At 41.9% G+C, this 25173-nt stretch carries 19 protein-coding genes; 18 read left to right on the forward strand and 1 reads right to left on the reverse strand.

The window, feature by feature from the left end:
* From tssM to MTF70_RS15405, 18 genes are all read left to right on the forward strand, one after another.
* Positions 1-3519, forward strand: coding sequence for a type VI secretion system membrane subunit TssM (gene tssM, locus MTF70_RS15320; protein ID WP_248394076.1), 3519 nt, complete (start codon positions 1-3; stop codon positions 3517-3519).
* Positions 3501-4196 carry a type VI secretion system-associated protein TagF gene (gene tagF, locus MTF70_RS15325; RefSeq protein WP_025767710.1) on the forward strand — a complete coding sequence of 232 codons (696 nt, stop codon included), beginning with the start codon at positions 3501-3503 and terminating at the stop codon, positions 4194-4196. The genes tssM and tagF overlap by 19 nt, the downstream gene beginning before the upstream one ends.
* A 9-nt stretch (positions 4197-4205) precedes the next feature.
* Positions 4206-5000 (forward strand): protein phosphatase 2C domain-containing protein, encoded by a 795-nt coding sequence (locus MTF70_RS15330; protein ID WP_005375947.1) that lies wholly within the window; start codon positions 4206-4208, stop codon positions 4998-5000.
* Positions 4993-6108, forward strand: a complete 1116-nt coding sequence (gene tssA, locus MTF70_RS15335) for a type VI secretion system protein TssA (protein ID WP_025767711.1) — start codon at positions 4993-4995, stop codon at positions 6106-6108. Before MTF70_RS15330 ends, tssA begins: the two co-directional genes overlap by 8 nt.
* A 15-nt stretch (positions 6109-6123) precedes the next feature.
* A complete protein-coding gene (gene tssB / locus MTF70_RS15340; protein ID WP_005387524.1) occupies positions 6124-6654 on the forward strand; it encodes a type VI secretion system contractile sheath small subunit in 531 nt (176 codons plus the stop codon).
* Entirely contained in the window at positions 6654-8147 is a 1494-nt protein-coding gene (gene tssC / locus MTF70_RS15345) for a type VI secretion system contractile sheath large subunit (protein ID WP_005375950.1), read from the forward strand. The genes tssB and tssC (MTF70_RS15345) overlap by 1 nt, the downstream gene beginning before the upstream one ends.
* Before the next feature lie 52 nt (positions 8148-8199).
* A complete protein-coding gene (tssC, locus tag MTF70_RS15350) occupies positions 8200-9711 on the forward strand; it encodes a type VI secretion system contractile sheath large subunit (protein ID WP_025767712.1) in 1512 nt (503 codons plus the stop codon).
* Positions 9712-9721: 10 nt separating this feature from the next.
* Positions 9722-10516: a type VI secretion system accessory protein TagJ gene (locus tag MTF70_RS15355; protein ID WP_017635622.1), complete on the forward strand. Its 795-nt coding sequence runs from the start codon at positions 9722-9724 to the stop codon at positions 10514-10516.
* Positions 10517-10523: 7 nt separating this feature from the next.
* Positions 10524-10988 (forward strand): type VI secretion system baseplate subunit TssE, encoded by a 465-nt coding sequence (tssE, locus tag MTF70_RS15360; protein WP_017635621.1) that lies wholly within the window; start codon positions 10524-10526, stop codon positions 10986-10988.
* Positions 10985-12808 (forward strand): type VI secretion system baseplate subunit TssF, encoded by a 1824-nt coding sequence (tssF, locus tag MTF70_RS15365; protein ID WP_025767713.1) that lies wholly within the window; start codon positions 10985-10987, stop codon positions 12806-12808. Before tssE ends, tssF begins: the two co-directional genes overlap by 4 nt.
* Positions 12805-13770: a type VI secretion system baseplate subunit TssG gene (gene tssG, locus MTF70_RS15370; RefSeq protein WP_025767714.1), complete on the forward strand. Its 966-nt coding sequence runs from the start codon at positions 12805-12807 to the stop codon at positions 13768-13770. Before tssF ends, tssG begins: the two co-directional genes overlap by 4 nt.
* A 10-nt stretch (positions 13771-13780) precedes the next feature.
* The gene (gene tssH / locus MTF70_RS15375; protein WP_017820212.1) at positions 13781-16348 is read left to right on the forward strand and encodes a type VI secretion system ATPase TssH; all 2568 of its coding nucleotides are present in this window, start codon (positions 13781-13783) and stop codon (positions 16346-16348) included.
* Between the two features lie 208 nt (positions 16349-16556).
* A complete protein-coding gene (locus MTF70_RS15380; RefSeq protein ID WP_005375967.1) occupies positions 16557-17036 on the forward strand; it encodes a type VI secretion system tube protein Hcp in 480 nt (159 codons plus the stop codon).
* A gap of 49 nt (positions 17037-17085) precedes the next feature.
* Entirely contained in the window at positions 17086-18921 is a 1836-nt protein-coding gene (gene tssI, locus MTF70_RS15385; protein ID WP_205460990.1) for a type VI secretion system tip protein TssI/VgrG, read from the forward strand.
* An 11-nt stretch (positions 18922-18932) separates the two neighbouring features.
* Positions 18933-19223, forward strand: coding sequence for a PAAR domain-containing protein (locus MTF70_RS15390; RefSeq protein WP_005375969.1), 291 nt, complete (start codon positions 18933-18935; stop codon positions 19221-19223).
* Positions 19224-20063 (forward strand): hypothetical protein, encoded by an 840-nt coding sequence (locus MTF70_RS15395; RefSeq protein WP_025767716.1) that lies wholly within the window; start codon positions 19224-19226, stop codon positions 20061-20063.
* Positions 20064-20424: 361 nt separating this feature from the next.
* The gene (locus tag MTF70_RS15400) at positions 20425-21558 is read left to right on the forward strand and encodes an exonuclease SbcCD subunit D (RefSeq protein WP_025767717.1); all 1134 of its coding nucleotides are present in this window, start codon (positions 20425-20427) and stop codon (positions 21556-21558) included.
* Between the two features lie 9 nt (positions 21559-21567).
* Complete coding sequence (locus MTF70_RS15405) at positions 21568-24624, forward strand: SMC family ATPase (protein ID WP_205460991.1); 3057 nt, start codon at positions 21568-21570, stop codon at positions 24622-24624.
* Between the two features lie 59 nt (positions 24625-24683).
* Here MTF70_RS15405 and MTF70_RS15410 read toward each other — a convergent pair whose 3' ends face one another.
* Positions 24684-25064, reverse strand: a complete 381-nt coding sequence (locus tag MTF70_RS15410) for a cystatin domain-containing protein (protein WP_025767719.1) — start codon at positions 25062-25064, stop codon at positions 24684-24686.
* Positions 25065-25173 lie beyond the last annotated feature (109 nt).

The following is a 25173-nucleotide window of genomic DNA, read 5'->3' on the forward strand; positions in this document are numbered from 1 at the left end:
ATGCGTATTAAAGAAATTGGCAGAATATTTACTCAAAGATGGTTTCTCGGTCTTATCGGTGTCGCTGCTTGTTCTATTTTCATTTGGGTTGTTGGTCCACTTATTGCGATAGCGGGATATGAGCCCCTAAAGAGTGACTTTCAACGGCTAGTCACTATTCTAGTGTTGGTGTTGCTTTGGGCGATATTTAACGTTACCAAGCAGCATAAGCAAAAGGTGAAAGAAGACGAAAGTATTCAAACGTTGCTTGAGGTTGATAGCCAATCAGATAAAGAAGCTGCAAGTGAAATTGACTTAATGCGCGAGCGTATTGAGCAAGCTGTCAAAGTAGTGACAAAAACACACAAAGGCAAGAGAAGCTTGTATGACTTACCGTGGTATGTGTTGATTGGCCCTCCTGGAACGGGGAAAACAACCGTATTAAAGCAGTCGGGGTTAGAGTTTCCATTAGGAGACAGCCTTGGCTCTGACTCTATTGCCGGTGTAGGCGGCACTCGCCACTGTGATTGGTGGTTTGCAAATAAAGCAGTTCTTATAGATACGGCTGGCCGGTATACGACACAAGACAGTCAAGAAAAGGTCGACTCTAAAGCGTGGCATGGTTTCTTAGGATTGTTGAAAAAGTATAGAACGCAAAGACCAATTAATGGTGCGATTGTTACGATAAGCTTAGCCAGCGTGATGTCTCAGACTCGAACCGAGCGAAGTCTTCATGCTCGAGCAATTAAGTCGAGACTTCAAGAACTGAAAAACCAGTTAGGCATGCAGTTTCCGATTTACGTATTGCTCACCAAAATGGATTTAGTTGCCGGTTTCAATGAGTTCTTTGCCGATTTAAGTAAGGAAGAGCGAGAGGAATTATTTGGTTTCATGTTCCCTCGTGAAGTGGATGATGAAAGAGGCGTTATTTCTCTATTCAACAAAGAGTTTCATGGCATGTTGGAGCGTCTTGATGCCCGTATGCTTAGAATACTTGAAACTGAGGACGATTTAGATAAACGCGCGCTTATCTTTGAATTTCCAAAGCAATTAAGAGTGCTACAAGCTAATCTTGACGAGTTTTTAGCTGAAATTTTTGCACAAAACAGTTTTGAAGAGCCTGCCTTGATTCGTGGTGTGTTTATGTTGAGTTCGGTTCAAGAAGGCTTACCAGTCGATAAGCTGATGAATGAATCAACCAATGGACTTGGGTTAAATCGTTTAGCTCTAGCAAAGAGTCAGACTGGTTCCCATAGTTATTTCGTAAAGAATCTTTTTGACAAGGTTATTTTCAAAGAGCAACTGTTAGGAACAGTTAATCGTCACTATCAAAAGCAGTCAGGTTGGATGCGTCGAGGTGTTTACATTGGATGTACAACGCTACTGCTAGGAGCTTCTGCGCTTTGGTTTATGAGTTATAAGTGGAACTCACAATTAATTGTCGACACCAATGAACAAGCTAGCCATATTGATGCAATGATTGGCGCTCAAAGTTTAGATTTTGAAGCGGATATTGTTTCAGCTGTAGAAACATTAGATAGGTTGATGGCGCTTCCTCTCGGAAAGCAAAGCAACTACGGTGATGCCGACTCTGTAAAGAGGTTTGGTCTCTATCAAGGAGACAAAGTATCTCAGGCGGCAAACAATGCATATTCTGATGCTTTGACCCAATATTACGCCCCTTTGCTTCTTGATAGCCTGGTGTCAGAAATGGAGAGCAATCAACAGCATCGTGAGTATTTGTACGAAACGTTAAAAACGTATTTGATGTTATTCAATCCAGACAAATATCAACAAGATGAAGTGTTGGCTTGGTTTAACTTTTATTTCGAACGTCAATATCCGGGTGAGCTAAACGCAGACTTAAGAAGACGTTTGCTACAGCACACTCAATATTTATTAGGCAACGATGGACAAGGCTTTACTTACAACACTGCTGCCGTGACGAGTGCTCGAGAAGTGTTGACTCAAATGTCTCTACCTGAACGTGCTTATCAGCGAATGAAAATACAATTTTCTAAGAGTCATGTACCTTCATTTCGCTTGACTGATGTATTGGGACCTAAAGGGCTTGAGCAGTTCGAGCGAGCTAGTGGAAAACCGCTATCACAAGGCATTTCGGGTTTCTACACGTACAATGGTTTTCATAGCATTTTTCAGATTCAGATCAACCGTACAGTAAAAAGCCTAATGGAAGAGAACTGGGTTTATGGTGACGATCTTAAGGCTCATGAAATTGATCAAGATAGTGCCATCCAAGGCGTTCAGTCTCGATACTATCAAGATTATGTTAATGAATGGAAAACGTTGATCGAAGATATTCAGTTGAAGCAGGCTCCGAGCCTAGAACTTGCGACAGAGCAAGCGAGGGTTTTATCTGGAGTTGAAAGACCAATCGAATCTTTGTTGAGAGCAATCCAAAAAGAGGTTGCTCTATCAAAAGTATCATTGTCAGAAAATCAAAAAGCCACTTCTGAAGTTGCTGGTAAAGTTGCCAAAGTTAAGTTTTCAAATACGGCAGATAGACTAGACATGTATTTACCTGAAGAAAACGGTTTCAATGTTGCTCTGCCAGGTAAAGAAGTCGAATCGCATTTTTCAGAGATCTTACGCCTTGGTGAGCAAGACTTTGATGATATTCAACAAGCAATGGTTAACTTGCGTTCGTATTTAAGTGACTTATCAAGCTCTGGTAACAATCAGAAAATTGCCTACAAAAGTATTTTAGATGGAACCGTTACACAAGATGTAGCAGCTTCTTTTGCTCGTGCTAAAGAACTTTTGCCGAGACCATTTAATCAATGGCTAGGTGAGCTTTCTCAAGAGTCGGTTAAGTTTGCGGAGAGCGGTTCGAAGGATCATCTAAATCAACTTTGGGTAACACAAGTGGTACGCCCTTATCAGCGGACTATTGCTGGCAGATATCCATTCGAGCCCAACGCGAGCAGAGAAGTTAGATTGAAAGACTTTAAGCGATTCTTTGGTTATGGAGGTACGCTTGACGCATTCTTCCAAGAATACCTCGAACCGTTTGTGGATACTTCGAAAAGTCGTTGGCGATTAGAAAAGGAAATTGGAGTTCGTCCAGAAACACTAATGGTCTTTCAAAGAGCGCAACGTATCAGGCAGTCTTTCTTTGAATCTGATAATTCATTACGCGTAGAGTTTGGGATGAAGCCTGTTTATCTAGACCAGCACATTACTCGATTTGTCTTAGAGTTGGGTGGACAAGATTTGGTTTATAAGCATGGACCAGCAAGAGCTAAATCGTTGAGTTGGCCTGCCGGTCAAGATCAGGCTCGAATTGTGTTCACACCACCTGAATCTAAACGCGAAATTGCGCATACCTATGAAGGTGAGTGGGGCATATTCAAGCTTTTGGATCAATCACTTAAAGCAAGGCCAGAATCGCGTAAAGACAATATAGTTATGATTGATTTAAAGGGAAATAAGGTGCAGCTAGAGCTTATTCCTTCTAGTGCCATTAATCCGTTTTGGTCAAATGAAATGGAGAGGTTCAGATGTCCACGAACCTTATAACATCAGGCTGGGGTTATATCGGTAAAATGCCTGCAAAAGGGGACTTTGTGAAAGATGGTTTATCACAAGATTTCTCGGAGCGTTGGCATGATTGGCAACAGGCGGTTATTGCAGTCAGCAGGGAACAACTGGGTGAAAGCTGGAATGAGCACTTTTTAACGGCTCCTGTGTGGCACTTTGCTTTGGATATTAGCTATTTAGAAGACTCAACGTACATTGGTAGCATGATTCCTAGTGTTGATGCATGCGGTAGATACTTTTTCTTTACTATAGCTCGTGCCGTAAAAGGTGAAGCTGCGCAATATTGGGGTGACAGAGCTTGGACCGAGGACAGTGCCGCTCTTGCTCTTTCAGTACTTGAGGACGACTTTGTCTTTGATGTTTGGCATAAGAGTACTCAAGAAAAAAATGACCTCGTTGCGAATGTAACGAGTGAAGTGACGCCTCTGGAGTTTCTTTATCAAAGCCAAATATCTACAGTTTTTCATGATCACGGCAATACTGATCAAAACACGCTTTTGAATTACCTCATTAAAGAAAAATTGAGTAAACCATGTTTTTGGTGGACTGAAGGTTCAACGAAGGTTGAACCATGCATGTTCATTACGAGTGGATTTCCTTCAATTGGTCAGTTTTCAGCCATGCTTGATGGCGGTTGGAAAAAGTGGAATTGGTAGGATAGAAGAATGAATTGGAACTATTTTACCTTTGCTAAATCGCACGCAGGAAAAGTACGCCCTTATAACGAGGATGCTCTGTTGGATATGACAGAACAGCATATTTGGGTGGTTGCCGATGGAATGGGTGGACACAGTGCTGGCGATATAGCAAGCCAGATGCTAGTGGATAGAGTCGCGCGCCACATGCAGGATGTCTCCAATACTAATATCGATGATATCCGAAGAGTGGTTCAAGAAGCGAACTTAGAAATTTACCAATACGCACAAAATCACTTAGACGGTAAAACGATGGGAACAACACTTGTTTTGTTGTTTATTCAGGATGGGTATTACCACTGCCTTTGGGTGGGGGATAGCCGAATTTACCAGCTTAGAAGTGGTAATTTTGTCCAAAAAACACGTGATCATAGTCAAGTCATGGACTTAGTGGATCAGGGCTTATTGGCATTTGAAGATGCCGAATCTCACCCTCTTGCAAATGTTATTACCAGAGCTGTTGGGGTCGACGAAAGTGTCACTATTGATCAAGTTTCAGGGCAGTTGGCTGACGGCGATCAGTTTCTACTCTGTAGCGATGGACTCTCTAAGGAACTTACGAGTGATGAAATTCATCGGACATTGTATGCAGACTCAGTCAACCAAGCTGGATTAGCGCTCATGCATTCGGCTTTGGTTCGGGGTGCAAGTGATAACGTAACTTGTGCTTTGATCAAAGTTCGCCAAGCGCAAACGGAGTGCGAAACAGTAACTAGAGAAGACGCGACAATACCTGTCTTTCTAAGAGGGAGAGCTTATGAGTAATGAAATGTTTGATTGGTATGAACAAGCGTTGGCTCCTATATCTCAAGAAAATCCTACAGGTGTTGATCCTAGAGAGGATGTATCACCACAGTCTGCTTACTATCGGTTGAAAGATCAGCGTATGGCCGCCCGCAACGCTGAACGTAATGCTCTTATAGAAGAAGAAAGTATCTATACCCACAGTAATTTATGGCGAGTATTTATTGAAGATGTCCCAGAAATACTCACGAATCAGTCTAAAGATTTGGAATTTGTTGCCTGGCTTATAGAAGCCCTAACTCGATTGTATGGTTTTCGTGGTATGGGCGTTGGCTACAAACTCGCAACCAGTTTAATTGAGAACTTTTGGGATGATCTGTACCCAATGCCTGATGAAGATGGTATTGAGACAAGAATATCGGCGATTATTGGCCTCAATGGTATCGATAGTGAAGGAACACTTATTTTTCCAATTGCTTGTATACCATTGACTGACTTAGGCGTGGAGCAAGCTTATGCCTATTGGGAATATCAGCAAGCTATAGAGCTTGAGCGCTTAGACGAAGATAAGCGCCGAAATCGAGTCGAGCTTGGGGCTGTTGAGTTATCTGAAATTATAACTACCGTTAAGTCGACTTCTGATACGTTTTATCAAGAATTAATCACGGATTTGGAGTTCGCTACAGAATCATTTAATGAATTCAGTCAGCGATTAGACGAAGTGGTCGGTGATGTGACTCCTAGCTCTTATATATCAAAAAGACTTGAATCAATACACTCGGCATTAAAGCACCTTCTAGGAGATCGTTTCAATCAACCACAAGCCGTGTTTGAAGAGCTAGAGGATCTTGATGAATCTTCTTCTGAACAACCGTTAAGTTCACAAAGTTGTGATGCATTATTAGCGACAAACATGAAATCACGAGAGCAGGCAATTAGACAATTGCAGCAAGTAGCTGATTTCTTCCGAGAGAGTGAACCTCACTCACCAGTTTCTTACTCCATCGAACAGATTATTCGTTGGTGTGGGATGCCTCTGCCGGAGTTACTGGCGGAACTTATCTCCGACGGGGATGCAAAGAAAAGCTACTTCCGTTTGGTTGGCATAGCAGAACAAAATGAAAATTAATAAAGGGAGAATGGTATGACGAGTATCCACTCGAAACTATCACGAGTACGGAAGCCTCGTGTCCACATTACCTATGATGTTGAAACTGAAGGTACGACTCTTAAGAAAGAACTGCCTTTTGTTGTAGGTGTAATGGGTGACTTCGCTGGTCAAAACACAGAAGCGTTGAAGCCATTAAAAGACCGCCGTTTTATTCAGATCGATCGAGATAACTTTGACGATGTACTCAAAAAAATGAATCCATCGGTGAAGTTTAAAGTTGCGAATAAGCTTGCGAATGACGATTCACAGTTTGAGGTCGATTTAAACTTTAAATCAATGCAAGACTTTGAGCCTGCTGCGATCGTAAATCAAGTTGATCCACTACGCCAATTGATGGAAACGCGTAATAAACTGCGTGATTTGATGACAAAAGTTGACCGCTCAGAAGAGCTTGAAAATATCCTAGAGGATGTTTTGAACAATACGGACAATCTGGCAAGACTTGCAGGCGAGTTAGATCTTGACAAGAAAGCGAAGTCAGACAGTACTGAAGGAGCGGAATAATGACGACTGAAGCTGAAAAACAGTTAGATCCAACAGTTAATGAACAGACAACTTCATTCTTAGATCAAGCTATTGGTGCGACTAAGCAGACCGAAGCTTCTCGTGCTGAGGAGCTGATTAAAACGCTCGCTGAAGAAGCAATGAAAGGGACAGTTACTTGGAACAAAAACCTAACAGTAACTTTTCGTGAAGCGATTAATTTGCTCGATAGGCAGATTTCTGATCAGTTGTCTGAAGTAATGCATCACCCAGAATTACAGAAACTCGAAGGTTCTTGGCGCGGCTTAAATTATCTAGTGATGAATTCAGAGACTAGCTCTACTCTGAAAGTTCGCATGATGAGCATGACCAAGAAAGAGCTACATAAAGACTTGAGCAAAGCTGTTGAGTTTGATCAAAGCCAGATCTTTAAAAAGGTTTACGAGTCTGAGTTTGGTAGTGCTGGTGGTGAACCGTATGGTGCATTGATTGGAGACTATGAGTTTACCAACCACCCAGAAGATATTGAGTCGTTACGCCTAATGTCAAATGTAGCGGCTTCTGGCTTCTCTCCATTCTTGTCCGCAGCTTCACCAGCACTATTCGGCTTTGATGAGTGGACTGAGTTGTCAAAACCACGCGACCTAGATAAGGTATTTGAATCACTAGAATACGCCCAATGGCGTTCGTTCCGCGAGAGTGCCGATTCGCGCTTCGTTAGTCTGACGATGCCAAAAGTCCTTGCTCGTTTGCCATACGGACAAGCTACCGCTCCAGTCGAAGAGTTTGGGTTTGAAGAGTTCGAAGTAGATCCTGTTTCAGGTATTGCTGTTAACGCTGAACATAACGACTACTGTTGGATGAACTCTTCGTATGTTCTTGGTGTTAAGTTAACCGACGCATTTTCAAAATATGGATTTTGTACTGCCATCCGTGGTGCAGAAGGCGGCGGTCGAGTGGATAACTTGCCAACGCATTTCTTCATGAGTGATGATGGCGACCCTGATATGAAGTGCCCAACAGAGATTGGTATTACCGACAGACGTGAGGCGGAGCTTGGTAAGCTTGGTTTCTTACCGCTTTGTCACTACAAAAACACCAACTATGCAGTGTTCTTTGGTGCGCAAACCTGTCAAAAACCAGCGAACCATGAATCCCCTGAAGCAACGGCAAATGCGGCCATTTCTGCCCGCCTACCTTATATGATGGCAACATCTCGTTTTGCGCATTATTTGAAAGTAATGGCTCGAGATAAAATTGGTAGCTTTATGGAAGCAGAAGACGTTGAGTCTTGGCTGAACCGCTGGATCCTAGGTTACGTCAATGCTTCTGAAGGCGGTGGTCAAGAGATCAGAGCGAAATACCCTCTAGCAGACGCTCGTGTTCAGGTTAAGGAAATTCCTGGCGCACCTGGTTCTTACAATGCCGTAGCATGGCTGAAACCTTGGTTGCAAATGGAAGAACTGACGACATCTTTGCGACTTGTGGCCAAGATCCCTCAGTCAGGTGGATAAGAAACGAATTGGCTGGTCGAAAGGCCAGCCATGACCAATCTTTATGTTCTAGATGGAATTAGCAGTGTCACTTAACTTTCGCGACCCTAGCAAGCTAAAACATGAGTTCAGTACCGGAGGCTACGCTGAACTTGATAGCCCGTGGTTGACTCGATTCAATGAATCTTCTGATCTTGTATCGTCAGCTCGAATTTGGCTAGAAGGTACACGTTCAAGAGATTTGGACAGCTTTCGTCATAGTGTGATGAACACAATTAACCGCATTGATGAGCTATTAGAATCTCAACTAAATGAAATATTACATCATCCTGAGTTTCAACAGCTCGAAAGGGGGTGGGTTGGAGTTAGGTATTTATGTGAACAGGTTGATTCTCGTTCATCGGATTCTGTAAAAGTTAAGGTTTTAACGGCGACATGGAATGAAATCAGTAAAGATGCTTTAAAAGCCATCGAGTTTGACCAATCAGCACTATTTAAGTTGCTCTATCAAAATGAATATGGGATGGCAGGGGGAGAACCCTTTGGTGTGGTGGTTGGAGATTATCAGCTTCGCTGTGATCCTAGTAAAAATTATTTTGATAGAGATCTGTCTGTGTTGAGTAAGATCTCTCAGTCTGCAGCTGCAGCATTCAGCCCATTTATCATGTCTGCATCGCCAGAGATGTTTGGTGTTGATAGTTTCGCTCAACTCTCTGCGATAAGAGATATAGCGGCCCAATTTGAACAGGAAGATTATGCAAAGTGGCGTAGTTTGAGAGACAACGATGACGCTAAATTTATTGGTTTGACTGCACCTAACGTCTTGTTCCGTCAGCCATACAAAAGTGATGGCTCGCGGAATGATAAATTCAATTTTCAAGAACACATCTACGACTCCAACCGAGATTTGCTATGGGGGAGTAGTGCGTACTGTTTTGCTGCCGTATCAATTAGAGCATTTCAGGAACATGGTTGGTTCACGCATATGCGAGGGATTAAACAAGGCGATTACAGTCAGGGTATTATCGTCGCTCCTACAAGGAGCAAGATGCGTGTTAATGGCAAGAATGATCGTGAAAGATGTCCGTTAAACTTGAAAATCTCTGAGAGAAAAGAACAAGAATTGTCTGAGTGCGGTTTTATTTCTATTTCTCCAATACCTGAGACCGATATGGTGGGGATGACCTCGAATGTATCTCTCTACAAGCCCAAACAATACGCAGAAAAGCATATTTCAACGAATGCAAAACTGACATCGATGTTGCAATACACATTGTGTGTATCGCGAGTCGCACATTATCTCAAGGTTATGGGGCGTGACAAAATTGGTGGGTATCAAGACGCAGAAAGCCTAGAGCGTGACTTTCAACGCTGGTTACATCAGTACACTACCGCATCAGATGAAGCGTCTGATGAGCTTCGAGCTAAATACCCCCTAAATGAAGCGAAAATTACAGTTCGAGAGAAAAGAGAAACTCCTGGACATTATTACTCAGTTATCCATTTGCGACCGCATTTTCAACTCGATCAAATGGTATCTAGCATTAAATTAATTACCGAATTATCACCAGAGCACATGGTGTAAGGAAATAACAATGACTCAATGGAAAAATGCTTTGTCCCAAGGCCTATTGCAACACGCTCTAGAGCAATTAATTGATGAAATTAAAGCAACCCCTAAAGATGCGAGCTTGAGAAGTTCCTTCATTGAGCTTCTTTGCATTGATGGGGACTTCGAGCGTGCGGACGCTCAGCTCATGCAATCGATTAAATTGTTTCCTGAGTATCTGCCTGGTGCAAGTCAGCTACGACATTTAGTGAAAGCAGCTCAAGCTAGAAAGGATTTTATCAATGGTGCGGCTAGTGCCAAAGTATTAGGTGATGAGGAATTAACTAAAGAGCTTGTTCGATTTAATCTTGCTCTCGGAAATCAAGAGTACGAAGAAGCGTCACGTCTATCGCATCGCATTGAAGAGCATCGTACTATTAAAGGGTTTAACGTAAACGGCACAAACTACGAAGATGCTAGAGATATTGATGATCGTTTAGGTGGTTACATTGAACTGTTTTCTACAGCAGGTAACTATTTTCTTGTACCCATATCGAGCATCCATACGCTAGAAGTTAAAGCACCTACTTCTTTGTTAGAGAGTATTTGGCGACCTGTCGAGTTTGATATCGATGGACTTGGTGAAGGCGAAGGCCATATGCCGTTGACATATGTTGACTCAGAGACCGATGCGCAAAAGTTAGGTCGAGAAACGGATTGGAAGCAGATTGGTGAGCAAGAATCTTTTGTTGGCTTGGGTCAAAAATGTTGGTTAGTCGGTGACTCAGCGCTTCCAATCTGTGATTTGACTACATTATTAGAACAGAAACAAATAGCGTAGAAATATCATGTCGTTAACCGTTTCTCTGCTCGACAAATTGATAGATAGTGATCCTCTCACTCGAGATGAGAAAGACTTCCCTGCAAGCCAGCAACAGATGTTGAGCAGCTTACTTAGAGATCTAGAGTCGATGCTGAATAGTCGTATTGGATGGAAAAACATTCCTGATGATCTTCTAGAGGTTCGTTATTCAATATTGAATTATGGGCTGCCAGATTTTTCCTCAATGCCCTATAGCAGCCAAGAAGGGCAGAATCAGCTTTGCGACATCGTTCATGATGCAATTAAAGAGTTTGAGCCGAGGTTAAGGAACCCTCATGTCCAGATTTCGGACGAGAAAAACGCTATTGATAGGGTATTGAGGTTACAGATAAATGCCACTTGCTTAATTGATAACAGTATTCATGAAGTGCGATTCAATTCTGAAGTAGAGCCGGTAAATTTAGGTATGAAACTGAGTAGAGCAAAATGAGTGAAGAGTTTCTCAAGTACTATAATCGCGAGTTAGCTTATTTGCGTCACAAAGGGCAAGAGTTTGGTGAGCAGTATCCCAAGATTGCCGCGAGACTTCGTATTAGTGAGGAACAGGTTGACGATCCACACGTAGAAAGATTGTTAGAAGGCTGCGCATTCCTAACAGCAAGGATTAGACAAAGCTTAGACAATAGTTACCCTCAATTTACAGAGTCTTTGATGGGACAGTTATATCCTGATTTTCACGCCCCAATCCCGTCAATGTCAGTCATTAAAATGAGCTGTTCTAACTCCACTTCCTCTTATTTTGATGTAGAAGAAGGCGAGCGAGTTGTTATCGGTGCTCCTGGATATCATGAGTGCGAGTTTAGAACTTGTTATCCGGTCAGAATGTATCCTGTTGATGTGACCTCTGGCGTTTTTAAAAATGCGCCTTTCAAGCCAGTTGGCTCACGATGGGAAAGCAATGCTCATTCAGTTTTGAAAGTACAGCTCACGGCTCAAGATGAAGAGACTCCTCTTGGTGAAATGGGGGTAGAACGGCTGCGCTTCTATTTAAACGGTCAATCTCAATTGACTTTTAAGCTCTACCAAATGCTGTTTCAAAACCTAATTGGTTTATCTGTTGTTGTGGATGGCAAAGAAGTTCGTCCTTTAACCAAAAGACATCTTTCTGAAGTGGGATTTTCAGAAGATGAGAAAGTTGTGCCATACAGTAAAAGAAGCTTTTCAGGAGCAAGATTACTTGTTGAGTATTTACACTTTCCTGAGAAGTTTATGTTCTTTGATATCACCGAACTTGGATTATCAGAGCTAGATCTTAGAGAGCAAGTCGAACTGTATTTTTACTTTGATACCAACGATGACTGGCTTCCAAAGCAAGTGGACGAAGAAAGCTTAATGGTAGGCTGTGTGCCTGTGATCAACTTATTTAAAAGTATTATGGAGCCTAAGCGTATTCTACCAACTGAATACGATTACCACTTGTCTCCACAATACCAAGAAGCTGAAAGTAATGAGGTTGTCTCAATTTCTGACGTAACGTTGAGAAACTGGAACAAAACGTACCACAATTTGCCATGTTATCACGCTGGTGAGCACACGCATTATACGAACACTAGTGAGATTTATTGGTTGATGAGACGTGAGGATAAGAACTGGGCTGGTGGGTATGATGAGCCAGGTAGAGAAACTTACATTTCTTTTGTTGATAAAAAACATCAATTGTTCAGCCCGGATAGCCGGGAAAACTGGTTAATGTACGTGGAAGCTGAGTGCTGTAACCGCAACTTAGCGCAGAAACTTCCATTTGGAGGTGGGCTGCCGCAAGTATCTTTACCGGAGGTAAATGACAATTTCGAATCTGTTCGTTGTTTAGTTTCTTTATCAGAAACTATTCGGCCAGAAATGGATGAAAGCACACGATGGCAGTTAACTAAGCTTTTAACTTTAAACCATTTTACCGAGGAAGATGGTTTAGCAACTTTGAAGCAGACCCTTAATCTCTATGCATTTTCTGGGACAGCAGAAACGAAAGCGGTAATCGATGCTTTAACTAAGTTAGAGTTTGAGCCTACTACAGGAAGAATTAGTCAGAAAGGCAAAGTTGGATTTGCGCACGGTATAAAAGTTATTTTGACGGTTTCTGATCAAATTTTACCTAAAGAGCAGATCTTTCTCTTAGGTAGTGTTTTATCTGTTTACTTCTCGCAATATGCTGAAATTAACATTTTTACGCAGTTAGAAATAAGACTTAAGTCCACGGGAAAGTTTTTCCACCTATGGCCCGCATTAACTGGCGATAAGGTGTTGCTATGAGCGCGGAACAATTTTATCGAGAATTAAAGCAACATCCATTGTTTGAAGCGATTCATCTTATTGAACACGAAGTTCTGCAAGCAGAGGCGCAAATAGGAACAGATGCGTTACCGAAGCATGAAAAGCTAAACTTAAAGGTTAATCCATCATTAGGTTTTGAAAATGCTCAGCTTTGTGAACTGAAAAATATAGATGACAGCAAGTTAGAGATTGAGACCAATTTAATAGGCCTAACGGGTGAGCAAGGTGTGCTTCCCCAGCACTATAGTGAATTAGCTTTACATCGCCAAAAAGAAGGCGATACGGCTATGGTGGACTTCTACGATATTTTCAATCATCGCTTATTATCTCTTTATTATCGATGTTGGCAACTGAGTCAGCTGACAGTTCAATCTCGTGCGCATGCGCAGGGCGCGCGTTCGCCGTTAGAAAGCTGTAAATCGGCATTAACTGGGGAAGGGAGTTCACTGTCCCTGCACTATGGTGGTGTGTTTGCTTCACCAATGAGAAGTAAAGGTGGACTAAAAAGTATTCTTGAATGTTTATCTGGATGCCAAGTAAAAGTTCATGAATTTCAAGGACAATGGTTACACCTTACGAAAGAAGAGCAAACACGCCTTGCATCCCGAACTATGCCTGAAGGGCAGTTTGCTCAACTTGGTTTAGGAGCTTCTTTGGGTCCGAAAGCATGGAATATCAACGCGGGGACAACAATAGAATTTCTGCCAAAAGATAAACAGCTAGTTAGTAAATTGCTTCCTAACCAACCCAATATAGAAATCATTAAGAACGCTGCTTATGAGTTGATTGGAAAACATAAACAACTGAAGTGGCAGCTCACCACCAAACATAGTTTGCTACCACAAGCTTGTTTATCGAAACAGCAGGGGCAGTTAGGTATTGGTTCTGTGCTTAAAAAACACGAACGTACAAAAGATCGAACTATAACAATTACTATTTAAAGGAAATGTAATGGCTTCACTCTCACTTTCAGCGTTGGTCGAAAGATTGTCTCCTCAGGCTAAGGAAACACTTGAACAGGCAGCTGCGATGGCAAGCTCCCGAACTCATCACAGTATTGAAATGTCTCACTGGTTAATGATGATTATCCGCCATCCTGACGATATTTACTCTGAAGTTTTTGACGAATTTGATGTCGATAAAATCAAGGTTGAAACCGATATTCAAAAGGCATTAGAAAAATACAAAACAGGATGCCAGTCGGTGCCTGGGCTATCAGCTCATACGGTGACTGTTATGCAAAATGCCTTGTTGTCTGCAACCATTGAATTCAATCAAGAACAGTTGGGGTGCATCCATCTTTTATTTGCCTACTTGTCTGATGATACGTTAGTCAACATGGCTGGTTCGATTAGTCCTGAACTAAACAAGATAGAACCATCTCGCTTATTGAACTTTAAAGAAAGTAATGCGCCTCAATCAAGATCGAATGACTTAGCGCAGTCAAACGCGAATTCCGCCTTGAATCAATTTACAACAGACCTTACTGAGCAAGCTAGGGAAGGTAAAATAGATCCGGTGATTGGTAGAGATAATGAAATTCGCCTAATGATCGATATTTTATTAAGACGCCGACAAAACAACCCGATTCTTACGGGAGAAGCTGGTGTTGGAAAAACAGCCGTTGTTGAAGGTTTGGCGCAAAAGATCATTGATGGCGATGTACCTCCCGCTCTGCAAAATGTGGCAATTAAGTCTCTGGATTTGGCGTTACTGCAAGCCGGCGCAGGCATGAAAGGTGAGTTTGAAAACAGGCTTAAGAACCTTGTTAAGGAAGTAAACGACGCTCCACAGCCTATTATATTGTTCATTGATGAAGCTCATGGCCTAATTGGCGGTGGTGGGCAAGCGGGCCAAGGTGATGCGGCGAATATTCTGAAGCCAGCATTAGCGAGAGGTGAACTCAGAACGATCGCAGCAACAACGTGGGCAGAGTATAAAAAGTATTTTGAAAAAGATGCAGCTTTAACTAGGCGTTTTCAAGTCGTAAAGGTTGATGAGCCTGCCCCTGAACTCGCGATCGAAATGTTACGAGGCTTACTTGATGTAATGGCACAACACCACGATGTTCATATCACTAACCAAGCTCTCAATGCAGCGGTCCAACTGTCAGCTCGATACATTAATGGTCGTCAACTGCCAGATAAAGCGGTTTCTGTTTTGGATACGGCCTGTTCTCGAGTTGCGTTAAGTCAGTCATCTACACCGGGAGGCCTAGATGCGAAAAGAAACAAACTTAAAGCAAAGCAAGCTGAGTATGAGCATCTTAGCCAAGAGAGTCGGCTAGGAGCATCTCTTGATGTGCAGCTGCAAGGTGTCCGAAAAGAGATTGATGCGCTATCTAATGACATTATTGAATTAGAAGTACTTTGGGAAAAAGAAAAAGAATGGGTAAATGAAGCTAAGTCACTTAGAACCCAAATAATCCAGGAGGGTTCTGAAACTGCTAGAGACAAGTTACAAGAGCTTGAAAATAACCTTTCCGCTAACTCACAGCCCTTAGTTTTTTCGCATGTAAATGAAGCGCTAATCGCAGAAGTTATTTCGGATTGGACCGGTATACCGCTAGGTAAACTTCAGGATGATGAAATCCAAGCAGTATTGGGTTTGAAAGAAAGTTTGTGTAAGCGAGTTGTCGGGCAGGATCACGCTTTAGAGCTCATGTCTGAAGTGATAAAAACCGCGAGTGCGCAGCTCACGGATGAGACACGACCAAATGGTGTATTTCTCCTAACCGGACCAAGCGGAGTGGGTAAAACCGAATCGGCTTTGGCGATTGCAGAGAAAGTCTATGGTAGTGAAGAAAATGTCACGACTATCAATATGTCGGAATTTAAGGAAGAGCATAAAGTCTCATTGCTATTAGGTTCTCCTCCTGGTTATGTCGGTTATGGAGAAGGAGGTGTACTGACTGAAGCTGTTAGACGTAAACCTTATAGTGTAATTCTCCTCGATGAAATGGAAAAAGCGCACCCTGGTGTTCAAGATATTTTTTATCAGGTGTTTGATAAAGGCTCAATTAAAGACGGTGAAGGTCGAGATATAGACTTTAAAAACACTATTATTATTATGACCGCGAACACAGGGACCGAAACGACGATGTCTTTGTATTCTGATCCTGATTTATCTCCTGAGCCGTCAGCACTAAAAGATGCTTTACGCGATGATTTGTTGGTCGACTTTAAACCTGCATTTTTAGGGCGTGTGAACGTATTACCTTATTTGCCTCTATCAAGAAAAGTATTGATAGAAATAACAAAATTAAAGTTGGATAAAATTACGACTCGTATTCGTAAGCACTATAACGCTGACCTGTTTTTTGATGAGGAACTAATTAATGATATTGTAGACAATAGCAATGAGTCTGGCAGTGGTGCGCGTGTGGTACAAACAACCATAGAAAATACATTGCTTCCGAAGATTTCTCATGAAATATTGCATGCAATTCTTAATGATAAGACGTTTGATGAAATTATTGTTAAAGGTACAACTAGTGGACTTGATGTCTCAATAGTTTAACATCCTTTACACTCTCAATAATAATTGGGAGTTGGTTCATATTAACTATTATTTTTTATAAAAAACGCTTAAATTAAATCTTATTTAAAGATATAACAGGGCGTATTTAAAATGAAGTTTTTGATACATTAATCACTAATTATCACCAAACGTCAGATAATTAAATTACTACGATATATGTCAATTAATAATGCTATAGGAGATTAGCATGCAGTCTAATACGTATCTTAAATACGCAGATATTAAGGGTGAGGCAACAGCCGAGCAATACAAAGATTTGATTACACTACTATCTGTAGATTGGAGTGTAGGTCGTGAGATCTCATCATACACTGGTACAGCGATGGACCGTGAAGCGAGCGCTACTCGTCTATATGATTTGACTATCACTAAACTTCAAGACCGTTCTTCTCCTGACTTATTTAAAGAAGCGACGATTGGTAAAGGTAAACCAGCAGTTTTCCATATTACTAAGCAGGGTGAGAAGGTTGAAGAGATCATGAAGATCGAACTGACTGATGCGATGATTTCTAACTACTCAGTTTCTATCCAAGACGATCGTCCAGTTGAAACTATCACAATTTCTTACACAGAAATGATGATGACAGTGACTCCTACTGACGATAAGAACAACACTTCTGCTCCATTGGTATACGGCTACAGCGGTGTTAAAGGTCAACAAATGTAATTTTCATGCGGGGGAGTATTCCTCCGCATTTTTTTGAAAGAAGTATTTAATGAAAAGAGCAACTCAAGATAACAATTTCATCCGAATTTCTTCGCCATTCGGTAAAGATGCCATCATACTAAACTCGTTTGAGTATAGAGAAGAGATCTCAGAACTTTTTTCATTGCGTGCTAAAGCTTACTTTAATGATCAACGAAGTGAGTTAAACGAAATTATTGGTAAGGAAGTTACCATTACCCTTGAAAATAATGAGGATGTTTCTTCAAATCCTCGTTATATGCATGGTTATGTTTCTGCTGCAAGATTAGAAGGGAAAAGGGTTTCTAATACACATAAAGGCGAAAATTATAAAAACATAGAATTATTAATAGAGCCTAAATTACGTTTCGCTGAATATCGAAAAAATTGCAGAATATTTCAGCATAAAGATATAAAGGAAATTATCTCTGAAGTACTATCGGAGCATAGTGTTGCCTTTAGTTTTGAGTTAACCAAGTCCTATCCTAAATACACATACAAAGTACAATATGAAGAATCAGATCTTGAATTTGTTCGACGTCTGTTATCGGAGGAGGGGCTATCATTTTGTTTTACACATACTAAGTCTGCCCATACGCTCAATATTTTTGATGACATCAGTTTTTATAAGCCGGGTACTGAGTTTTTAGTCGATTTTGATACAGGTACGGCGAAATCTAGCCACATTTCTTCTTGGCATGAAACGCAAATTCTGACTACTAAAGCGAGTCAAAAGTCAGGCTATAACATGCTCAAGCCTTCTTCGAATCCTAAAAATACTGCAAAGGGTGAAAGTGATTTTTTTACAGTACCTGGAAGCGAGTATTTTGAATACATGGGTGAAATGGAGAGCAATGATCAATACGCACTGAGAAACACGCATGCAATAGAAGCACTACAGCAAAATGCATATTTGTGTCGTGGCGAGGCTACGTGCAGAACATTCAGTGTAGGCAAGTGCTTCAAGTTTAAAAAGCATGAAGATAAATCTCGAGTCGGCAAAGAATATGTACTGTCTTCTGTTTTTTTGTCTGCTGCTGTTTATAACCAGACTGGTCAAGGTGGCACCGGTGCGCAAGGTGTCAAAGTCTCGTTTAGTTGTGTTGACTCAAAGACAATCCTTCGTCCTTCAGTTAACTACCCAAAACCTCAGATGAAAGGTTTGCAAACTGCAGTAGTTACGGGGAACAAAGATGGTGAAATTTACATAGACAAACATGGCCGTATCAAAGTTCAGTTTCACTGGGACCGTGTTGGTAAATACGATGTAAATAGTTCATGTTGGATTCGTGTTGCGCAAAATATCGCAGGTAACGGATGGGGGGCGGTGTTTCACCCTAGAGTCGGACAAGAGGTCATCGTCGAGTTTGTCAACGGAGACCCTGATCAACCAATCGTTACGGGGTCACTATATAACGGTAGTCAACTCCCTCCTTACGCTTTACCAGAGCAAAGTTCTCAGAGTGGTTATAAATCACGCTCTGTACAAAAAGGTACATCCAATTTTAATGAGTTGCGCTTCGATGATAAGCCTGGTGAAGAGCACATTTATCTTCATGCTGAAAAACTGTTCCAAATGCTAGTTGAAGACTGTGTTGATATCGCCGTTGAAAACAGTAAAACCGAAAAAGTGACCAATGATGTTAATCAAGAGGTTGGTCAGAACGCGAGCTTGAAAGTAGGTAAAAACTTTTCGAATGAAACGGGTGAAGTGCTGTCTTTTAATGCAGGAAAGAGCGTCGAGATCAAAGTAGGTGGTGCTTCTATTCAGATGTCTAGCTCTGGAGAAATCAATATCAAAGGTAATAAAATATCCATTAACGGCTCAGCTATTGCTCTTAAAGCTGGGCAAATTTCATTGAACTAAGGTGATTTAAAGTGGGTAAACCAGCCGCAATTTTGGGCAGCTTTCATCTTTGCCCTAAAAAAACAGGAAAGATACCGCATGTCGGTGGTCCCGTCGTTGTTGGTTCACCAAACGTAACGATTGGCGGGATACCTGCGGCAAGACAAGGCGACAAGCTTATTTGTATCGGTCCTCCGGATAGTATCTCAGCAGGTTCTTCTAGCGTAACAATCAACGGTAAACCAGCCGCGAGAGTCGGCGATTCAACGTCTCATGGTGGCAAAATTCTATCTGGTATGCCTACGGTTTTAATCGGAGGCTAGATGCCACTCGCATTTCAAACGCATCTTCTATCCTTTAATGGCCGTTCACACACCGTTCGCGAGATAGCTGATGATTCTTTTAGATTGTCCGAGGAAATCCGACCCCCTGACTTTGCTCAATCAATAGATGAGCATATATTAAGCCTCGTGCGCTCTGAGCGCGAGAGTCTTGAGCAAGCTGATATCAAAGGGAATCTCTGTGTTCTTTTACCCTCTTCGGTAGACAAAAGCTTGCTTAAAGCATTGATAAGCGAGCTTTCTATTTTCGTTGACCAAACTGTCAATACTGAAATTTACTTTTATCCTTATGGCCAAGCTGCATTTTTGATGGCACTAAATCGGATAAATCGTGAAGTTAATGAAACGCAAGCGACTTGGATACTGGCTATAGAGGTTACGAGTGATGTAGAAGGGCATGTCAAACCTCAAAGCTCTATCATTTTAACCAAGTGTTTTTTTCGACATTCAGGTCTTGTGCCTGATGTTGTTCGAATTGACTTAGATGCCAAACAACAACGCATCGCCGTGGACAAGGTGTTTAAGCAATTAGGAGTAAGTTGTGAACATCCACTCAGTCAATTGTATTTATCCGTTAATAAGGAAGAACCGCAATGGTTAAACTCAATGCAATTCTTGTCTCCGTGGGTGACCGATCAAACTCAGTATCAATTTGTTGATATCAAACTTGGCGGATTGGGTGCATGTGGCGGCGTTTTAAAAGCGTTAGTGATTGATGAGCTTCAAAGAAGCAGCCCCTGCCCAGACTTTCACGTGTTGCAAGCGGACATCGAGTCAGATGGCTATGCGGTAGGAGTAATATACAATTGGCGTAGTGAATAGGTCTGGCTATTGCTTTTCCTTCTAGTAGTAGCTGAGGTTTTAGTGATGCAAATGTTATGGGGGATTGACTCGAAACTGGCCCTTTAATGATGTTTGGACAATGACTAGGCGCAGCTTGCTTTTCAAAATAGCTTTGCTCACCGCGTTTTTACAGTGTTCTTCTCGCTTTCTGATTAAATAGCCAGCCCTAGAACACAAACCACATGAAAAGCTGTTCGACTCAAGATATCCTTACCGAAATAAAATAACTTGAGTTTTGGCTTGTTCGAGATCCCACCCGTGACGCATTCCTTTTTATAAACGGTACATGGACTCTGACAGAAGCAAGCCTACTCATAGAATTGGCGGAAAGTGAATTCGAATGAAGTTTATCCACACCTCAGATTGGCATCTTGGTCGACAATTCCACAACGTATCACTACTCGAAGATCAACAAGCAGTACTCGAACAACTGATTAACTATATTGAACGCAACCCCGTCGATGCAGTTGTAGTGGCGGGAGATATCTATGACCGTTCGGTGCCACCAACGGTTGCAATAGAACTGTTAAATCGAGTCGTGAAACGCATTTGTACCGAGTTAGAAACACCAATGATATTGATATCTGGCAACCATGATGGTGCAGAAAGGTTAGGTTTCGGCTCAGAGCAAATGAAAAATGCAGGTCTCCATATTGTTAGCAACTTTGAAGATATGCTCACTCCCATCATCATAAAAACGGACTCTGCGGATGAGGTCGCGTTTTATGGTATGCCTTATAACGACCCTGAACAGGTCAGGTTTGCCTACAAAGCCTCGGTATCCACTCATGATGAGGCTCATCAATTGCTTGTTGAGCAAATTAAAGAGCGCTTTATCTCTACGCAAAAGCGCGTGCTCGTGAGTCATTGTTTTGTTGATGGGGCCATCGAGTCAGACTCTGAACGACCATTATCTATTGGTGGCTCTGATCGCGTGAGTCATGAACACTTCTTAGATTTTGACTACGTCGCACTTGGTCATTTGCATCAGCCTCAAAAGAAAGGCGCAGAGCATATCCGCTACTCTGGCTCACTCATGAAGTATAGCTTTGGTGAACAGAACCAGAGAAAAGGTTTCACGTTAGTTGAACTGGACAAGAAAGGATTTGTTTCTGCAGAGCATATTGATCTTACGGCTCCTCATGAAATGCGCATTGTAGAGGGCGAGCTGGATAAAGTTATTGATCAAGGCAAAACAGACCCTAAGAATGAAGATTATTTGTTAGTTCGTTTGATGGATAAACATGCGATTTTAAACCCAATGGAAAAACTTCGTTCAGTGTATCCAAACGTTTTACACCTTGAGAAACCTGGCATGTTAATTGGGGTAGAGCAGGAAATGGCGCAAGCAAAGTTGGCGCGAAGCGAAATTGATATGTTCCGAGATTTTTTTATTGAGGCGCAAGATAGCCAGTTGTCTAAAGAGCAAGAGCAAGCTGTTACTGACATTATTAAGCAATTATCACAGCAATAGGGACCAAAGATGAAACCAATTAAACTTACCATGCAAGCCTTTGGTCCGTTTGCAAAAACCGAAGTCATTGACTTTGAAAAGCTTGGCCGTAACCCTCTGTTTTTGATTAATGGTCCTACAGGCTCAGGTAAAACGTCGATCTTAGATGCCATTTGCTTCGCCCTTTATGGTGAAACCACAGGTAATGAGCGACAAGGTATTCAGATGCGGTGTGACTTATCCGCGCAAGATTTACCAACCGAAGTAGTTCTCGAATTTTCGTTACACGGCAAACAATACCGAGTTGTTCGATCCCCTGAGCAGGAAGCGCCCAAGGCCCGTGGTGAAGGGATGACGATTAAAAAGCACACTGCGGCTCTTTATGAACTCGGTGAGACTGAAACGCTTATCACCAGCAAGACGACTCAGGTTAAAACTGAAGTTAGCAATATTATTGGCTTGAATGAAACTCAATTTCGTCAAGTTATGGTGTTGCCTCAAGGAAAATTCCGAGAACTGTTGCTTGCTAGCTCTAAAGAGCGTGAAGAAATTTTTGGCCAGCTCTTTCAAACTGACATATATAAAAAAATTGAGTACGCGCTCAAAGATAAAGCGAGTGCAATTAGTAAAGCGAAAGGCGAATTTGATAATCAAATTCGAGGTGCTTTACAAGTTGCAGAAGCGAGTTCTGAACAAGAACTATTACAACAACTGGAACAAGTAACTAAGCAATTAGAGTCTGATAAAAAGAATGAGCAAGCAGCGTTAGATAAGCTCAATACTGCTAAATCTGAATTGCAAAAAGCGGAAACCTTGAATGGAGAGTTTTCGAAACGAGAGCAAGCAGAAAGCGCACTCAAGCTGCATCTAGAACACTCAGATTCGATAAAAGCTCGTCAACAGCAATTAGAAAACGCTAAAAATGCCAATAAGATAGAGTTGCCCTATATCTCATTACAAAATGCAAAAGCTCAAACGCAAGAGCTTAGGCAAAAAATCGTAGCTTTGAAAGAGAGTCTCGAAAAAGCTCATGTCGTTGCGAGAGAACAAGAAAACTTGCAGCAAAGTGCAAAAGAGGCCGCGGCAAAGGTCCCGCAGTTAACGCAACTGCAGTATCAGCTTGAAAGTACGAAAAACAAGTTGGTCGAGAAAGACAATTTGGAAAGTAAAATAACGGCGGGTTATCAACAAAAACAACAATTTGAAGCAACGTTAAAACAGTACATAGAACTAAAAGATAAGTTAACGTTACAGGCCCAGCAGGGACAGAAGGAGCTAGAGAAAGCACGAGTTGATGTTGCGCTTATTGGCAGCATCGATGCGGAAATAAAACAAAAACAACGGCTGCTACAGGATCTAAAAAAGCTGCATGATCTTACTTTAGAGCTCTCTAAACTCAATGCGCTAACTGTAGGTAAGCAGCAGTCACTAAACGAAGCCAGTCAGCGCTATATGCAGTGTCAACAAGCCGCTGATACGATAGAGCTTAAGTGGCACAACGCTCAAGCGGCAGTATTAGCGCAGCGACTAAAAGCAGGTGAAGCATGCCCGGTGTGTGGTAGCGAAACGCATCCTAACCCCGCAACGTTTGTTGAAGAAGCCGTTACAAAAGAGCAAGTTCAGGCGGCTAGAGCGAAAGAGCGAGAAGCTCAAACCTTGTTGAACCAACTAAGCAATCAGCTAGAACAACATAACGTTGTCATTAGTCAGTATCAGAATCAGTGTAACCAGTTGAAAGAGGAGTTGGGTGAGTATGCTACATCTGAGATCTCGACGGTTCAAAATGATTTGCAAGCGATCAATGCTCAACTCCTACGTCTACAAGCTATTGATATTGAAAAGCTAGAAAAGAACGTTGAACAGCTTAATCAACGCTGCGTCGTGGGTGAAAATAAAATTCATGAGCTGCAGAATCAAATGGCGGCAAATGAATCAACCGTTAAAGCGAACCAAGAACAATTGGCTCAATTACAAGCTTCTATTGACCCAAAATACAGTTCCGCTGACTTGCTTGAACGTGAAATTTTGCTGACAAACGAGCAAATTCTGAGTTTGAACACAGGCTTAGAAAAGGCGCAAAACGCTTTGCAGCAAGCGATATTGGAGAAATCAAATGCGGAAAGTCACTTAGCGACGAACAAGCAGTGGTTATCTGAGTCAGAGCAAAAACTTAGCCAAGCAGAATTAGCGTGGAATGAGGCACTACAGGCGAGTAAATTTGAGGATGAAAGCCATTATCTAAGTAGTCGAGTGGGAGATGATGAACTTCAAGCCTGGCAGCAAGAAATAGACAGCTTCAAACAGGCACAAACCAAGCTTGAGCAAACACTACATGATTTAAATCATGCATTAAAAGATCTTGAAAGGCCTAATTTAGAGTCGTTTAACGACAGGCTAACCACTCTGCAGGCGCAATATATTGAAGTAAGGAATCAACTTGATACCACACGCTCAATATTTGAACGCCTTGAAAAGGTTCGTAAAGATATTGCCGTGTTGCATGAGAAAAATAGTAAGTTAGAAGAAGAATACAAAATCTTTGGTACGTTGTACGACGTTGCTAGCGGTAAAACAGGCAGCAGGGTTAGCCTACATCGCTTTGTTCTTGGTGTACTGTTGGATGATGTGCTGATTCAGGCCTCTCAACGTTTAAGCCTTATGAGTAAAGGGCGCTATATTCTTGCTCGAAAAACAGAGGGCTTCAAAGGCGCTGCGGGTCGCGGCTTAGATTTAATGGTTGAAGATGGCTACACAGGAAAAACGCGTGATGTTGCGACACTTTCCGGCGGTGAATCATTTATGGCAGCGCTTGCTCTGGCACTTGGTTTGTCGGATGTTGTGCAATCCTATAGTGGCGGTATCCGTTTAGACACTTTATTTATTGATGAGGGCTTCGGTAGTTTAGACCCAGAGTCTTTAGATCTTGCTATTCAAACGCTAGTGGACCTGCAACAGACTGGGCGCATGATCGGTGTTATTTCTCACGTTTCTGAGCTGAAAGAGCAAATGGCGCAGAGGATTGATGTTGAACCATCAAGACTTGGTTCAACGGTGTCGATTAAATCTCAATGTCGCTTCGCTGTCTAATTCAGTGACTACTGTTAGATCAAAAAGCCCCTATTGTTAGGGGCTTTCTGACTAAGTCGCTACTGTTCGCAAAAGTGGCCTTCTTTTGGTGATTGGGTAATCGCATATTCGCCATCAAGGTTGCGATAAACAATCGTGTTCCAAACAGAGCCATCATCCAATTCAAACTCAATAGCATAGTTGACGCCGCTAACGATTTGCGCGTGAACATTCAGTATTCGTTTAAACGACGCTATTGTGTCCATTTTCTTTAAAACAAAGGCCATTGCCTTTTGTGCATCAGGGGTCGCGTTAAACTCATTCCACCCACCTGGCATGTTTCCTTGTGCATTACATACATCTGCCGAGGTCGTTAATTGTGTCGTTTCGCTCGGCTTTTCCTGCTGACAACCTGCAAGTAACACCAAAAGTGCACAAACTGACACTGTTTTTAATTTCATAACAATAACCTCTGTCTATAACGCAACGTATTATAGGAGGGTGATATGCCTACGAATGTCTATGTTGTGCAAAGTTTCTATATGCATAGGGTTAAATGCTGACAAAATG

Source organism: Vibrio sp. 2CM40D (assembly GCF_023161825.1).
In the GTDB taxonomy this organism is placed as follows: Bacteria; Pseudomonadota; Gammaproteobacteria; order Enterobacterales; family Vibrionaceae; genus Vibrio; species Vibrio alginolyticus.

What these genes read in the sequence shown, in the direction of transcription:
- tssM (WP_248394076.1), top strand. Translation starts at nt 1, where the DNA reads ATGCGTATTAAAGAAATTGGCAGAATATTTACTCAAAGATGGTTTCTC.
- tagF (WP_025767710.1), top strand. Translation starts at nt 3,501, where the DNA reads ATGTCCACGAACCTTATAACATCAGGCTGGGGTTATATCGGTAAAATG.
- MTF70_RS15330 (WP_005375947.1), top strand. Translation starts at nt 4,206, where the DNA reads ATGAATTGGAACTATTTTACCTTTGCTAAATCGCACGCAGGAAAAGTA.
- tssA (WP_025767711.1), top strand. Translation starts at nt 4,993, where the DNA reads ATGAGTAATGAAATGTTTGATTGGTATGAACAAGCGTTGGCTCCTATA.
- tssB (WP_005387524.1), top strand. Translation starts at nt 6,124, where the DNA reads ATGACGAGTATCCACTCGAAACTATCACGAGTACGGAAGCCTCGTGTC.
- tssC (WP_005375950.1), top strand. Translation starts at nt 6,654, where the DNA reads ATGACGACTGAAGCTGAAAAACAGTTAGATCCAACAGTTAATGAACAG.
- tssC (WP_025767712.1), top strand. Translation starts at nt 8,200, where the DNA reads ATGGAATTAGCAGTGTCACTTAACTTTCGCGACCCTAGCAAGCTAAAA.
- MTF70_RS15355 (WP_017635622.1), top strand. Translation starts at nt 9,722, where the DNA reads ATGACTCAATGGAAAAATGCTTTGTCCCAAGGCCTATTGCAACACGCT.
- tssE (WP_017635621.1), top strand. Translation starts at nt 10,524, where the DNA reads ATGTCGTTAACCGTTTCTCTGCTCGACAAATTGATAGATAGTGATCCT.
- tssF (WP_025767713.1), top strand. Translation starts at nt 10,985, where the DNA reads ATGAGTGAAGAGTTTCTCAAGTACTATAATCGCGAGTTAGCTTATTTG.
- tssG (WP_025767714.1), top strand. Translation starts at nt 12,805, where the DNA reads ATGAGCGCGGAACAATTTTATCGAGAATTAAAGCAACATCCATTGTTT.
- tssH (WP_017820212.1), top strand. Translation starts at nt 13,781, where the DNA reads ATGGCTTCACTCTCACTTTCAGCGTTGGTCGAAAGATTGTCTCCTCAG.
- MTF70_RS15380 (WP_005375967.1), top strand. Translation starts at nt 16,557, where the DNA reads ATGCAGTCTAATACGTATCTTAAATACGCAGATATTAAGGGTGAGGCA.
- tssI (WP_205460990.1), top strand. Translation starts at nt 17,086, where the DNA reads ATGAAAAGAGCAACTCAAGATAACAATTTCATCCGAATTTCTTCGCCA.
- MTF70_RS15395 (WP_025767716.1), top strand. Translation starts at nt 19,224, where the DNA reads ATGCCACTCGCATTTCAAACGCATCTTCTATCCTTTAATGGCCGTTCA.
- MTF70_RS15400 (WP_025767717.1), top strand. Translation starts at nt 20,425, where the DNA reads ATGAAGTTTATCCACACCTCAGATTGGCATCTTGGTCGACAATTCCAC.
- MTF70_RS15405 (WP_205460991.1), top strand. Translation starts at nt 21,568, where the DNA reads ATGAAACCAATTAAACTTACCATGCAAGCCTTTGGTCCGTTTGCAAAA.
- MTF70_RS15410 (WP_025767719.1), bottom strand. Translation starts at nt 25,064, where the DNA reads ATGAAATTAAAAACAGTGTCAGTTTGTGCACTTTTGGTGTTACTTGCA.